We start from the raw sequence: 13,054 nt of genomic DNA on the forward strand, positions 1-13,054 counted from the left end.
GGATGACATCTTGCCGAATCTCTCCTGAAGGATGGCCATGCGTCTCGCGATCGAAGCGACCCTCGACTATGAATTTACCGGGCCGACCGACGTATTGATGGCCGTCGAGGCCGCCGCCATGGCCGACCAGCGCATCGTCGAACAGTCGCACATCATCGACAATGCCGGGCCTTTGACCAACCTCATGGGCGGCAGCGCGATCGGCCGGCGCACCTGGACGCGCAGCGGCACCGGCCGGATGCTCAGCCGCTACAAGGCGCTGGTCGATGTCGATCGGCCCGCGCCCGATCTCTTCTCGCTCGCCCGCTCGCCATTGCCCAGCCTGCCACAGGATGTGCTGCCCTTCATCTGGCCCAGCCGCTATTGCGAGGCGGACCGGTTCGTCAGCTTCGTCTGCGGCCATTTCGAAGGGCTGGACGGCGGCCCGCTGGTGCAGGCGCTGGTCGGCTGGGTGCATGACAATCTGCAATATGTGCCGGGCAGTTCGGATATCACCACCACCGCTGCCGATACTTTCGTCGCCCAGCGTGGCGTGTGCCGCGACTTCGCGCACCTCACCGCCGCGCTGATCCGCGCGCGCGACATTCCCGCCCGGCTGGTGTCGGTCTATGCCGCCGATCTCGACCCGCCCGATTTCCACGCGGTGGTGGAAGTGTGGCTCGACGGCGCCTGGCATATGGTCGACGCCACCGGCCTCGCCCCAATCGAAGGGATGGTTCGCATCGCCGTCGGCCGCGACGCCACCGACATCGCCTTCATGACCATCTTCGGCAGCGCCCAGATGAACGAACAGGCGATCCATGTGACGCGGATGGAAGAACCCAAGGACGTTACGGCCCCTTGACCCCGGCCCTGCCGCCCGCCTAGCCTATACTCAGACAAATTGAGGAAGGGGATGGCATGGGCGTGCAGCTTTCGGGACGGGCTTGGGTGCGGACGCGGCGGGCGCTGCTGGCGGCGACGGCGGGCCTGCTCGCCGGCCTTGCCGGCGCATCGGCCCCGGCGGCTGCGCCCGGCGACAGCGCCGTCCTGACCGTCGACACCGGCAAGCCCGGCGCCACCATCGATCCCAATATCTATGGCCAGTTCGTCGAGCATCTGGGCCGCGGCGTTTATGAAGGCATATGGGTCGGGCCGGACAGCCCCATCCCCAATGTGCGCGGCATCCGCAGCGATGTGGTCGCCGCGCTGCGCCAGGTGAAGGTGCCGGTGATCCGCTGGCCGGGCGGCTGCTTTGCCGATGGCTATCATTGGCGCGACGGCATCGGCCCGGCCGCGCAGCGCCCCGCCGGTATCAACGCCGCCTGGGACAAGTCGGCCGAAACCAATGCGTTCGGTACCCATGAATATATGGATTTCCTGGACCAGATCGGCGCCAAGGCCTTCGTGTCGGTCAATGTCGGGTCGGGCAGCGTGCGCGAGGCGGACGACTGGATGCGCTACATGACCGCGCCGGCCGACAGCCAGCCCGGCAAGGAACGCGCCGCCAATGGCCATGCCGCGCCCTGGGCCGTGCCCTTCATCGGTGTGGGCAATGAGAGCTGGGGCTGTGGCGGCAACATGACCGCCGACACCTATGCCACCGCCTTCCGTCATTATGCCGCCTTCCTGCGCGCCTATTCGGGCGAGCGGGCGAAGCTGATCGCGGTGGGCGCGGATACCGACGATTATGAATGGACCGAAAAGGTCATGGCGCAGGCGATGAAATGGCGCCCCAACCCGACGCCGCTCGCCTATAATACCGAACGCCCGCTGATGTGGGGCCTGTCGCTCCATTTCTACAGCTTCGCCGGCAATGACTGGCGCAACAAGGGGCGCAATATCGGGTTCGGCACCGACCAATGGGCGGCCGCGCTGGCCCGCGCCCATCTGACCGACGAACTGATCCGCCGCCATGCCGCGATCATGGACCGCTATGATCCCAAGAGGCAGGTGGCGATCGCCGTCGACGAATGGGGCGCCTGGTTCGACAGCGAGAAGGACGCGCCCTCGCAACTCTATCTCGAAAGCACGCTGCGCGACGCGGTTATTGCGGGGATGAGCCTCAACATCTTCAACAATCATGCCGACCGAGTGCGCATGGCCAATGTCGCGCAGATGGTGAACGTCATCCAGTCGCTGGTGCTGACTCAGGGCGCGAAGATGGTGGTGACGCCAACCTGGCATGTGTTTGACCTCTACAAGGTCCATCAGAATGCGACGATGATCCCGGTCGATGTGCAGGCGCCCGACTATGTTGCGGGCGCGGTGCGGCTGCCGGGGCTCAGCGTGTCGGCGTCGAAGGATGCGGCGGGCGCGCTGCACCTCAGCATCGTCAATCTCGATCCCGCCGCCGCCCGGCCGGTGCGCATCGACCTGAAAGGGGGCGCATGGCGCAAGGCGAGCGCCCGGACGCTGACCGCCGCGACCATCGACACCCGCATCCGCTTCGAGGGCGCCGATCCCTTCGTGCCTGGCCCGTTGCCGGCACGGCTGGCGCAGGGCCAGGTGGCGCTGACCCTGCCGTCCAAGTCGGTGACATTGGTGACGGTGGAGTAAGGGCGCCTAGCCCCCTACTCCACCTCCGAGGCCTTACCCCTCGGCCGCCTTCAGTCGCCCGGCCGCATCGTCGAACGCCGCCCAGCTGATCTGGGCCAGGCTGGCGCCGATGCTGCAACGGCGCACGCCCAGCGCGGCCAGCGCGGCGATGCCGGCCGCGTCATAATCATGGATGACGATATTGACCGGCCTGGGCGCGACCGCCGCGACCAGTTCGGCGACGGCGCCATGGTCCAGCAGGAAAGGCACGAACAGGCAGTCGGCGCCCGCCTCCGCATAGGCGACGGCGCGGGCGATGCTCTCGCTCGGCGCCATGCCGGGTACGCGGAAATTCTCGCTGCGCCCGACCAGCATCAGCGCCGGATCGACCCGGTCGATCGCTTCGCGCGCGGCCGCGATCCGCTCCACCGCCAGCGGCAGGTCATATAGCGCGCTGCCCGACCAGTCCTCGATCGACAGGGCCGCAATGCCGGTCTGCGCCGCCAGCGTCACATTGGTGGCAACATCCTCGGGCGCATCGGCAAAGCCATTTTCGAAATCCGCGTTGACCGGCAGGTCGGTCGCCGCGACCAGCATTTCCAGATGCGCCAGCACCGCGTCGCGGCCCAGTTCGCCATCATCCTTGCCCGCCGCCCAGGCCGCGCCGGCACTGGTCGACGCGATCGCGCGAAAGCCCTTCTTCGCCAGCCGCACCGCACTGCCCGCGTCCCACGCATTGGGCAGCAGGAAAAAGCCATCCTGATGCAGGGCACGGAAATCGGCGCGTTTTCGGGCGGTGTCGGTCATCAGGAAATCCTTCTTTGTCCTCTGAATTGGCAAGCGGATTGACTCGGGAAGCCAATCGCGTGAAATAAGAACATATCAGGAACAAATGCAATGAGCGAGTCGATCAAAAGTCTCGCCGCGCTGAAGCGGCATATCGCGGCGCTGGACCGGACGCCAGCGCCGACGGTCGGCTGTGCCCGGCTTGCGACCGGTCATGCCGGGCTCGACGCGGCGCTCGACGGCGGCCTCCTGCGCGGGCGGGTGCATGAACTGTTCGGCGCGGCGGAGGAGGAAGGGGCGGCGGCTGGCCTGGCGCTGATCCTCGCCCGGCTGGCGGCGGATGACGCGCCGCTGCTCTGGCTGCGCACGATGGCTTCGGCAAAGGCGGGCGGATCGCCCTATGGCCCCGGCCTCGCCGCGCTGGGGCTGGATCCGGCCCGGCTGCTGATCGGGCTGATGGCCGATGACGCAATGCTGCTGCGCGCCGCGGTGGAGGGGCTGCGTTGCCCCGCGCTTGGCGCGCTGCTGATCGAATTGCGCGGGCGCGCCCCGCTGCTCGACCTCACCGCCAGCCGGCGATTGGCGCTGGCGGCCGAACAATCGGGCGTCACCGCCTTCCTGCTGCGGGTCGGCGGCGATCCGGTGCCCAGCGCGGCGGAAACCCGCTGGCAGGTGGCGGCCGCCCCATCCGATCCGCTGCCCGGCAATGCGCCGGGGCACAGCGCCTTCGCCCTCAGCCTGTTGCGGCGACGGGCGGGGCCGGACGGGCTGGCCTGGCGGCTGATATGGGATGGCGAAAAGGGGGCTTTTGGAGACGGACGGCATGAACGCCATGAGCATGGACAGGACGGACAGCAGGGCGGCGCGCCGCTATCTGGCGCTCTGGTTCCCCTTCCTGCCGATCGATCGGCTGCGGATCGCGCGGCCTGACCTTTGGGCCGCGCAGGGCGATGCGCCCGCGGTGGTGGTGGAAAATGTTCGCGGCGCGATGCGGCTCGCGACGCTGGATGCCGATGCGCTGGCGGCGGGCCTCACCCCCGGCATGACGCTGGCCGATGCGCGCGCCCGCGAGCCGGAGTTGCGCGTGTTCGAGGCCGATCCCCATGGCGACCAGGATTGGCTGGAGCGGCTATGCGACGGCTGCGCCCGCTACACCCCCAATGCCGCGCTCGATTCCGGCCATGGCCTGATGCTCGACATCAGCGGATGCGCCCATCTGTGGGATGGCGAAGCGGAACTGGCGCAGGCCGCGACCGACCGGCTGGAACGGCATGGCATGCGCGTGCGCCACGCCATCGCCGCATCGCCCGAGGCCGCCCATGCGCTCGCCCGTTTCCCCGCCGCCCCCGCGCCTGACGAGGATGCGGCGGTGCGCCGCCTCCCGGTCGAGGCGCTGGAGCTGGAGGCGGAGAGCGCGGTGGCTCTCCGCCGGGCAGGACTGCGCACCGTCGGCGATCTCGCCGCGCGCCCGGCCGCCGCGCTCGCCGCCCGCTTCGGCGAGGAGGCTGTGGACGCGCTCCATGCGCTGCTGGGCCTGGGCCATCGCCCGCTTGCCCCCCGTCGCCCACGCCCGGCGATCCGGGTCGAACGGCGCTTTGCCGAACCGATGGGCAGCAGCGCCCATGCCGTGAAAGTCGTGGCGGAAATGGCGGCGGAGGCGGGTGAACAATTGGCCGAGCGCGGCCAGGGCGGTCGCCGGTTCGAGGCGGTCTTTTTCCGCAGCGACGGCCTCGCCTTCCCGATCCGGGTCGAAACCAGCCTGCCGATCCGCGATGCGCCGGCGATCATGCGCCTGTTCCAGGAACGGATCGACAGCCTGTCCGACCCGCTCGATCCCGGTTTCGGCTTCGACATGCTGCGCCTCACCGTGCCGCGCGCCGACCCGATGGCGCCGACCCAGCTTGCGCTGGAAGGGGGCGAGGCGCGCAAGAGCGAGGGGGTGGAGGCGCTGGTCGATCGCCTGTCGATCCGCGCCGGGCGCGCCCGCATCCAGCGGCTGGAACCACGCGACAGCCATATTCCCGAACAGGCACAGCTGGCGCTGCCGGCGGTCGAGCATCGCGCGCCCGAAGGCTGGGTGCCGGTCGGCGAGCCCGGCGACCCGCCGATGCGTCCGCTCCATCTGTTCGATCCGCCCCAGCCGATCGATGTCGTGGCGGAAGTGCCCGACGGCCCGCCCCACCGCTTCCGCTGGCGCCGCACCCTGCATGAAGTCACCCGGTTCGAGGGGCCGGAACGGATCGCGCCGCAATGGTGGCAGGCCAAGGACGGCGCGATCGAAGGCGAAAGCACCGGCCGCACCCGCGACTATTACCGGGTCGAGGATGCGCGCGGCCGCCGCTACTGGATCTTCCGCCACGGCCTTTATGGCGCGGAGACGGTCCATCCCGGCTGGTATATCCACGGCCTGTTCGCATGAGCGGCCGGCGACCGCCGCCCGATCCCGCCAGACCCCGATCGATCGACCGGCGCGAATTGAACGCGATCGAGGCAGCCCGAAAAAACACAAAACCCGCCCCGCCGCGCCCGGCACCGGCCGATCCGTCCTTTGCCGAGATGGTCGCGATCAGCAATTACAGCTTCCTCCATGGCGCATCCCATCCCGCCGATCTGGTAGGGGAAGCGATCGCCCTGGGCCTCAAGGCCATCGGCCTTGCCGATCGCAACAGCGTCGCCGGGGTGGTCCGCGCTTATGTCGCGCTACGTGATGCGCCGGAAAATGCGCGCGCTAGGCTGCTGGAGGACAAGAAGGCGCGGGGTGAGCCCGAAAGCCTGACGCCCGAAGAGGAAGCAGGCTGCGAAACCGACCTGCGCCTGATCGTCGGCGCCCGGCTGGTCTTTGTCGACGGCACCCCCGATATCATCGTCTATCCCGCATCGCGGCAAGGCTGGGGGAAGCTGACTCGATTGCTGACCAAGGGCAATATCAAGGCGATCAAGGGCGACTGCATCCTGCATTTTGCCGACCTGCTCGATTATCTCGACGACTGGCGGATGATCATCCTGCCCTTGTCGACGGCGCAGGCGCAGCAGGAGCATGACGCCCCGCCCGATTACGCCTTCGAGGATGAGGCTATCCCCGTGCCATCTCGGCATTTGCGGCTGGTCCCGCCCGCCTCGCCACCCAGTTGGCAGGAGGCCGCGCGGCAATTGCAGGACAGGATGCCGGGTCGCGTCTGGCTGGGGCTGTCGATGCGCTATCAGGGGCGAGACGCCCGCCATGTGGCGATGATGCAGGCGGTGTCCCGCGACATCGGGATCCCACTGATCGCGACCAACGATATTCTCTATGCGACGTCCGGCACTCGTCCCCTCCAGGACGTGCTGACCTGTATCCGTGAAGGAGTAACGCTCAAGACGGCAGGCACCCGATTGCAGGCCAATGCCGAACGCCACATGAAATCGCCGACGGAAATGGCCCGGCTGTTTGCCGACTGTCCCGATGCCCTGGCGGAAACGATCCGCTTCATCGACGGGATCGACTTCACGCTGAAGGATCTCGCTTATGAATATCCGCACGAGCCGGTGCCGGCGGGCTGGTCGCCGGACGCCTGGCTGGAAGATATGGTGCGGCGGCGTGCCCGGCGGCGCTATGGCCGCCAGCTTCCGCCCAAGGTGCGCGCGCTCATAGGTCAGGAATTGCGCCTGATCCGGCGCCAGAACTACGCTTATTATTTCCTGACGGTGCATGACTTGGTGCGCTTCGCCCGCGCGCAGAAGCCGCCAATCCTGTGCCAGGGGCGCGGATCGGCCGCCAATTCCATCGTCTGTTTCCTGCTCGGGGTCACATCGATCGATCCGATGGAGCATGACCTGCTCTTTTCCCGCTTCGTGTCGGAGGAGCGCAACGAACCGCCCGATATCGACGTCGATTTCGAACATGAGCGGCGCGAGGAGGTGATGCAATATATCTATCGCCGCTATGGCCGGGCCCGTGCCGGCATCGCGGCGACCGTCATCCATTATCGCTCGCGCAGCGCGCTGCGCGAAGTCGCCAAGGTGCTGGGCCTCAGCGAAGATGTGGTGATGCGCCTGTCGGCAACCGTGTGGGGCAGCTATTCGGGCGATCTTGGCGATGCCCGCTTCGTGGATGCCGGCTTTGCCCTCGACAATGGTGAAATCCAGCGGTTGCGCACCCTGGTCCAGCAATTGATCAAGGCGCCTTTCCCCCGACATCTGTCCCAGCATGTCGGCGGCTTCGTCCTGACCCAGGATCGGCTGGACGAGACCGTGCCGATCCACAATGCGGCCATGGCCGACCGCAGTTTCATCGAATGGGACAAGGATGATATCGACGCGCTGAACCTGATGAAGGTCGATGTGCTGGCGCTGGGAATGCTCAGCTGCATTCGCCGGGCCTATGCGCTGATGAACCAGCATGGGCTGGGCCGCCACGACCTGACCGTCGATCTGCAATCAAGGGATCCGGCCGTCTATGACATGCTCTGCAAGGGCGACAGCATCGGTGTCTTCCAGGTCGAGAGCCGGGCGCAGATCAACATGTTGCCCCGTCTCAAACCGCGCAACCTTTATGACCTGACGGTGCAGGTGGCGATCGTGCGGCCGGGGCCGATCGAAGGGGATATGGTGCATCCCTATCTGCGACGTCGGTGCGGCGAGGAGAAGGTCGACTATCCCAGCCCCGGTACCGACTTCGGCCCGCCAGACGAGTTGGAGAAGTTGCTCAAGGACACTTATGGCGTCCCCCTGTTCCAGGAACAGGCGATGAAGCTGGCTATCGTCGCGGCCGGCTTTTCCTCATCCGAAGCCAATCAGCTCCGCCGCGCGATGGCGACCTTCCGCAATGTCGGGACCATTCATCATTTCCGCGAGAAGATGATCAACGGCATGACCGCGCGCGGTTATGAGGCGGAGTTTGCCGCGCGCTGCTTCAAGCAGATCGAAGGGTTCGGCAGCTATGGCTTTCCCGAAAGCCATGCCCTGTCCTTCGCCCGGCTGGTCTATGTCTCGGCCTGGATCAAATGCCACCAGCCCGCCATTTTCGCCTGCGCCCTGCTCAATTCCCAGCCGATGGGCTTCTATGCCCCGGCCCAGCTGGTCCGCGACGCGCGCGAGCATGGCGTCGCCATCCATGATGTCGACGTCAATATGAGCGGCTGGGACAATGGCCTGGAACCGCTGTTGCGCAGCCGTCGCGCGGACAAGGGCGAAGGCACCGGCCGGGCGCTGGCGCTGCGGCTTGGCCTGCGCCAGGTCGATGGCTTCCGCGAACAATGGGCTGCGCAGATGGTGGCGGCGCGGGCGGAGGGCGGCCTTTTCACCAGCATCGAGGATATGGCCCGGCGCGCCGGCCTGCCCGCGCGGGCGCTGCGGCTGCTGGCCGATGCCGATGCCTGCCGCTCGTTGGGGCAGGACCGGCGCACCGCCCTATGGGAGGCGCGCCGTACCCCCTCGGACGAACTGCCCCTGTTCGCCGCCGCCCGCCGGCACGACCGCGCTGCGCGCGAACTGGGGGAGGAGACGGATGCGATGCTGCCCGCCATGCCGCTCGCCGAACAGGTGATGGACGATTATGCGGTGACCCGCCTCTCGCTCAAGGGCCATCCGATGCAGTTCCTGCGTCCGGTGTTCGCGGCCGAAGGCGTGCTGAGCTGCGCCCAGACCAGCGCGGCAAAGAACGGCACCCGCGTCCGCACCGCTGGCGTGGTGCTGGTGCGCCAGCGGCCGGGCAAGGGCAATGCCGTCTTCATCACCATCGAGGATGAGACCGGCATCACCAATATCCTGCTCTGGGCGCGCCTGTTCGAGCTGCAGCGCCGCCCGGTCATGGCCAGCCGTCTGATGCTGGTCGAGGGCGAGGTGCAGCGCAGCAAGGAAGGCGTCGTCCATCTGATGGCCAGCCGCATCCACGACCGCACCGCCGACCTCAACCGATTGTCGCAATCCGAACCGCCGATACAGGCCGCCCCCGCCGCCCGTCACCCCCGCGACGTGCGCATTCTACCCAAATCGCGCGACTTCCATTGAGATTGCAAGGACGGCTAGCGGCGATTCACTATCGTCGGCTTGTTCGATCGTCGGTCAGAAAAGCGGACCTCGCCGGTTCCGTCATCCCGGACTTGATTCGGGATCCATTCAGCGCTCCCCATCCGCCATAGCGCAGAATGGATCCTGACTTTCGTCAGGATGATGCCGGCTAGAACTTGCAAGAAACGACCAAAAGCGGACGTTTCCAGTTCCTCCCCAAGCTTGCTTGGGGAGGATTTTCGGACAGTCCGCTCCCCACCCATCCTATACCACCGGCGTCAGCAGCGCCTTGCCGGCAAACCAGGCGTCCAGATTGGCGACGACCAGGTCGGCCATCGCCTTGCGGGTGTGGACGGTGGCGCTGCCCTGATGGGGTTGCAGCACGACATGGTCCATCGCGAACAGTGCTTCGGGCACATGCGGTTCGTGCGCGAACACATCCAGCCCTGCGCCGGCGATGCGCCGGTCGGCCAGCCGCTCGACCATCGCCACCTCGTCGATCACGCCGCCCCGGCTGATATTGACGATGACGCCGTCCGGCCCCAGCGCGTCCAGCATCGCGCCGTCGACCAGCTTGGCCGCTTCCGGCCCGCCCGATGTGGCGACGATGATGACCTCGCTCTGGCGCGCAAAGTCGATCGCGTCGGCGACATAGCGATAGGCGGTGTCGGCCGCCGGCTTGCGGTTGTGATAGAGGATCTCGCCCGCCACCGGCTCCAGCCGTCTGGCAATGGCCCGGCCGATCCGGCCCAGCCCCAATATACCGATGGTCGCGCCGGTCACCCGGCCCGCCAGCGCCGGCTTTTCGCCCCGCGCCCAGCCGCCCGACCGCACCAGCCGGTCATTCGCCGCGATGTTGCGCACCGTCGCATAGAGAAGGCCGACGGCCAAGTCCGCGACATCGTCGGTCAGCACGTCGGGCGTGTTGGTGACGCGGATGCCTTTCGATCGCGCATGATCGACATCGACCTTGTCATAGCCGACCGAGAATAGCCCGATCATCTCCAGCTTCGGCAGCGCGTCCATGATGGCGGCGGGCGCCCCGACCGATCCGAAGCTGACCAGCGCACGCGCCTCCAGCACCTCGGCCGGCGGCGCGGACATATCCGCGTCCGCCGCCACATTATGGACGGTGAAGCGCTGCTCCAGCTGGTCGGTCAGATAGGGGTAGAGCGGGCCATAGGCGACGATGGTCGGACGGGTCTGATCGGTCATGCCCTCCATCTAGGGACAGCGCAGGCCGATCGCCACCCCGCCCCGCCAATTGACAGCCTCTTTCCCTCGTCTTAGCCCGATGTCATGGCCAGCGTTTCCCCTGACACACGTTTCGGCCTCCGCCGCCAGGCCCGCCTTCCCGGTCCGCTGCCGCTGTCGAGCGGCGCCAGCCTGTCCCCGGTCGACATCGCCTATGAGACCTATGGGCAGATGAACGCGGACAAATCCAACGTCATCCTGATCTGCCACGCGCTGACCGGCGACCAATATGTCGCATCGGACCACCCCGTCACCGGCAAGCCCGGCTGGTGGTGGCGCATGGTGGGCGAGGGCAGGCCGGTCGATCCGGCACGCCATTTCATCATCTGCTCCAACGTCATCGGCAGCTGCATGGGGTCGTCCGGCCCCGCCAGCATCGACCCGGCGCTGGGCGATCCCTATGCGATGCGCTTCCCGGTGCTGACCATCGCCGACATGGTGCGGGCGCAGGCGATGCTGCTCGATCATCTGGGCGTCGATCGGCTGGCGGCGGTGATCGGCGGGTCGATGGGCGGCATGCAGGCGCTGACCTGGCCCACCCTGTTCCCCGACCGGGTCGAACGTTGCGTCGTCATCGCCTCGACCGCGCGGCACAGCGCGCAGAACATCGCCTTTCACGAGGTTGGGCGCCAGGCGATCATGGCCGATCCGCTCTGGCGCGGCGGCGACTATTATGCCGATGGCAAGGTACCGAGCGCGGGCCTCGCCGTCGCCCGCATGGCGGCGCATATCACCTATCTCTCCGAAGCGGGCCTGACCGAGAAATTCGGCCGGCGCCTGCAGGGCCGTGACGCCAAGACCTTCGGCTTCGACGCGGATTTCCAGGTGGAGAGCTATCTGCGCCATCAGGGGCTCAGTTTCGTCGAACGGTTCGACGCCAATAGCTATCTCTACATCACCCGCGCCATGGACTATTATGACATAGCCGAGGATCATGGCGGATCGCTGGCGCGCGCCTTCACCGCAACGCGGGCGCGCTTCTGCCTGGTCAGCTTCGATACCGACTGGCTCTATCCCACCGCCGAATCCCGCGCGATCGTCCATGCGCTCAACGCCTCGGGCGCGCAGGCCAGCTTCGTCGAACTGTCCAGCCCCTTCGGCCATGACGCGTTCCTGCTTGAAAGCCCGGAACTCAATCGCGTGGTCGATGGCTTCCTGCGCGGTGGCCGGGCATGAGCGATCTTCTCCGCCCCGATCTCGCGCTGATCGCCCGCACCGTGCGGCCGGGCACGCGGGTGCTGGATGTCGGCTGTGGCGACGGCGCGCTGATGGCGGCATTGCGCGACACCAGCCAGGTCGATGCCCGCGGGCTGGAGATCGACGGCTCCAATGTCGCCGCCGCGGTCGGCCGCGGCCTGTCGGTGGTGCAGGGCGACGCCGACACCGACCTGGCCTATTATCCCGACGCCAGTTTCGACTATGCGATCCTCAGCCAGACGTTGCAGACGACCCGGCGCCCGGACCTGGTGGTGGAGGAATTGCTGCGCATCGGCCGCCAGGCCTTCGTCTCCTTCCCCAATTTCGCCCATTGGCGCGGGCGCCTGTCGCTGCTGTGGGGCGGTCGCATGCCGGTGACGCGGCTATTGCCCGACACCTGGTATGACACGCTCAACATCCATCATGTGACGGTCGATGATTTCCGCGCGCTGGTGAAGGATCGCGGCTGGACCATCGATGGCCAGTGGTTCCTGAAAGGCGACCGGGAAACCACCCATGCGAACGCCAATCTGTTCGCCGAACATGCGGTGTTCCTGCTACGCAGATAGCCGATCGTCAGGCCGGCACCGCTTCCACGAACGGCGCGATCACCGCCCGTGCCCGCGCGACATAGTCCGCCTTCTCGCCCACCGGCGCGACATAATGGAGCGCCGCTTCCGCATCCGCCATCGATCCGCCCCGCGCGATCATCCAGGCGGCGAGATAGGGCGCCGACAGGCAACCACCGGCCGTCGCGACTTTATCATGGGCGATGAAGGGCGCATCGATCACCCGCACCCCCGCCTCCACCACCCAGGGCTTGGTGGTCAGGTCGGTGCAGGCCGGCAGGTCGCCGACCAGGCCCAGCTTCGCCAGCAGCAGCGTGCCCGAACATTGCGCCCCGATCAACTGGCGCGCCGGGTCGAGCGCGATCCGGTCCAGCATCGCGGCATCGGCCGCAATCTCGCGCGTGCGGATGCCGCTGCCGATCAGCACCGCGTCCGCTTGCGCCGCAAAGTCCAGCGGCCGCTGCCGCTGCACCCTCACCCCGTTCATCGACGTCACCGTCTCGTCGGGCGCGGTGATATAGGCGGCCCAGCCCTGCGGCTTCATCCGGTTGAGGATGGCGGCGGCGATGAAACTGTCCAGTTCGTTGAACCCCTCGAACGTCAGTATCGCAATCTGCATGGGCCATCCTCCTGCGCCGTCACTCGCCTGCCATAGCCCCTTGCCCGCCCGCGCCCATGGCCAGTTTGCAGGCCATGGGCGCGGGCGGGCAAGGGGCTATGGCAGGCGAGTGACGGCGCAGGAG

General features: G+C 67.3%; 10 protein-coding genes. 7 read left to right on the top strand and 3 right to left on the bottom strand.

Going from position 1 to position 13,054, the window contains the following annotated elements; genetic code table 11:
* Positions 1-37 precede the first annotated feature (37 nt).
* Positions 38-844, top strand: a complete 807-nt coding sequence (locus BRX37_RS23520) for a transglutaminase-like domain-containing protein (RefSeq protein ID WP_037510941.1) — start codon at positions 38-40, stop codon at positions 842-844.
* A gap of 56 nt (positions 845-900) precedes the next feature.
* Positions 901-2,538 carry an alpha-N-arabinofuranosidase gene (locus tag BRX37_RS23525; protein WP_125989744.1) on the top strand — a complete coding sequence of 546 codons (1,638 nt, stop codon included), beginning with the start codon at positions 901-903 and terminating at the stop codon, positions 2,536-2,538.
* Between the two features lie 33 nt (positions 2,539-2,571).
* Here BRX37_RS23525 and BRX37_RS23530 read toward each other — a convergent pair whose 3' ends face one another.
* A complete protein-coding gene (locus tag BRX37_RS23530; RefSeq protein ID WP_125989746.1) occupies positions 2,572-3,324 on the bottom strand; it encodes an isocitrate lyase/PEP mutase family protein in 753 nt (250 codons plus the stop codon).
* A 90-nt stretch (positions 3,325-3,414) separates the two neighbouring features.
* On the opposite strand from BRX37_RS23530, the gene BRX37_RS23535 reads away from it, so the two are divergent.
* Genes BRX37_RS23535 through BRX37_RS23545 form a run of 3 tightly spaced genes read left to right on the top strand, consistent with a single transcriptional unit; the run spans position 3,415 to position 9,291 of the window.
* Positions 3,415-4,233, top strand: a complete 819-nt coding sequence (locus BRX37_RS23535; protein ID WP_069336130.1) for an ImuA family protein — start codon at positions 3,415-3,417, stop codon at positions 4,231-4,233.
* The gene (locus BRX37_RS23540; protein ID WP_318276893.1) at positions 4,127-5,722 is read left to right on the top strand and encodes a DNA polymerase Y family protein; all 1,596 of its coding nucleotides are present in this window, start codon (positions 4,127-4,129) and stop codon (positions 5,720-5,722) included. The genes BRX37_RS23535 and BRX37_RS23540 overlap by 107 nt, the downstream gene beginning before the upstream one ends.
* The gene (locus BRX37_RS23545) at positions 5,719-9,291 is read left to right on the top strand and encodes an error-prone DNA polymerase (protein ID WP_125989748.1); all 3,573 of its coding nucleotides are present in this window, start codon (positions 5,719-5,721) and stop codon (positions 9,289-9,291) included. The genes BRX37_RS23540 and BRX37_RS23545 overlap by 4 nt, the downstream gene beginning before the upstream one ends.
* A gap of 264 nt (positions 9,292-9,555) precedes the next feature.
* Here the strand turns inward: BRX37_RS23545 and BRX37_RS23555 are convergent, their stop codons facing one another.
* On the bottom strand, positions 9,556-10,515 hold the full coding sequence (locus tag BRX37_RS23555; protein ID WP_125989752.1) for a 2-hydroxyacid dehydrogenase: 960 nt from the start codon (positions 10,513-10,515) through the stop codon (positions 9,556-9,558).
* Between the two features lie 75 nt (positions 10,516-10,590).
* Between BRX37_RS23555 and metX the strand changes: the two genes are divergently transcribed.
* Positions 10,591-11,721 (top strand): homoserine O-acetyltransferase MetX, encoded by a 1,131-nt coding sequence (metX, locus tag BRX37_RS23560; RefSeq protein WP_010337325.1) that lies wholly within the window; start codon positions 10,591-10,593, stop codon positions 11,719-11,721.
* A complete protein-coding gene (metW, locus tag BRX37_RS23565) occupies positions 11,718-12,311 on the top strand; it encodes a methionine biosynthesis protein MetW (RefSeq protein ID WP_004208666.1) in 594 nt (197 codons plus the stop codon). Before metX ends, metW begins: the two co-directional genes overlap by 4 nt.
* 7 nt (positions 12,312-12,318) lie before the next feature.
* Here the strand turns inward: metW and BRX37_RS23570 are convergent, their stop codons facing one another.
* Complete coding sequence (locus BRX37_RS23570) at positions 12,319-12,930, bottom strand: DJ-1/PfpI family protein (RefSeq protein WP_125989754.1); 612 nt, start codon at positions 12,928-12,930, stop codon at positions 12,319-12,321.
* Positions 12,931-13,054: the final 124 nt, after the last annotated feature.

The sequence above is a fragment of the Sphingomonas sp. S-NIH.Pt3_0716 genome, assembly GCF_003950715.1.
Lineage (GTDB): Bacteria > Pseudomonadota > Alphaproteobacteria > Sphingomonadales > Sphingomonadaceae > Sphingobium > Sphingobium yanoikuyae_A.

Excerpts from the sequence above, each read along its gene's own strand:
- BRX37_RS23520 (WP_037510941.1), top strand. The coding sequence starts at position 38 with ATGCGTCTCGCGATCGAAGCGACCCTCGACTATGAATTTACCGGGCCG.
- BRX37_RS23525 (WP_125989744.1), top strand. The coding sequence starts at position 901 with ATGGGCGTGCAGCTTTCGGGACGGGCTTGGGTGCGGACGCGGCGGGCG.
- BRX37_RS23530 (WP_125989746.1), bottom strand. The coding sequence starts at position 3,324 with ATGACCGACACCGCCCGAAAACGCGCCGATTTCCGTGCCCTGCATCAG.
- BRX37_RS23535 (WP_069336130.1), top strand. The coding sequence starts at position 3,415 with ATGAGCGAGTCGATCAAAAGTCTCGCCGCGCTGAAGCGGCATATCGCG.
- BRX37_RS23540 (WP_318276893.1), top strand. The coding sequence starts at position 4,127 with ATGAACGCCATGAGCATGGACAGGACGGACAGCAGGGCGGCGCGCCGC.
- BRX37_RS23545 (WP_125989748.1), top strand. The coding sequence starts at position 5,719 with ATGAGCGGCCGGCGACCGCCGCCCGATCCCGCCAGACCCCGATCGATC.
- BRX37_RS23555 (WP_125989752.1), bottom strand. The coding sequence starts at position 10,515 with ATGGAGGGCATGACCGATCAGACCCGTCCGACCATCGTCGCCTATGGC.
- metX (WP_010337325.1), top strand. The coding sequence starts at position 10,591 with ATGGCCAGCGTTTCCCCTGACACACGTTTCGGCCTCCGCCGCCAGGCC.
- metW (WP_004208666.1), top strand. The coding sequence starts at position 11,718 with ATGAGCGATCTTCTCCGCCCCGATCTCGCGCTGATCGCCCGCACCGTG.
- BRX37_RS23570 (WP_125989754.1), bottom strand. The coding sequence starts at position 12,930 with ATGCAGATTGCGATACTGACGTTCGAGGGGTTCAACGAACTGGACAGT.